The organism is Caulobacter sp. 602-1, assembly GCF_003931565.1.
Taxonomy (GTDB): Bacteria; Pseudomonadota; Alphaproteobacteria; order Caulobacterales; family Caulobacteraceae; genus Caulobacter.
In genome coordinates, this window is record NZ_RRYI01000144.1 from 1 (window position 1) to 287 (window position 287).

The window sequence follows — 287 nt, forward strand, 5'->3', positions numbered from 1 at the left end:
CATCGTCGTCACGCGGCAGGCCGGCTGGCAGGCCGAGGGCGCGCATCGCGCGGGCAGCCTGCAGGAGGCGCTGTCGCTGTGCGAATCGCCGGAGGTCGACACCGCCTGGGTGATCGGCGGCGCGCAGATCTACGCCGAGGCCGAGCCGCTCGCGCAGCGCGCGGTGGTGACCGAGGTCGCGCGCGACTACGAAGGCGATGCCTACGCACCGGAACTCGATGCCGCCTCCTGGCGCGAGACGCAGCGCGAATCGCATGTCTCGGCCAAGGAAGGCCTGGGCTTCAGCT

1 protein-coding gene is annotated in these 287 nt (G+C 72.1%); it reads left to right on the plus strand.

All coding sequences use genetic code 11. From position 1 onward, the window contains the following. A partial coding sequence (locus EIK80_RS25630; protein WP_148099147.1) for a dihydrofolate reductase occupies window positions 1-287 on the plus strand: 287 nt, incomplete at both ends.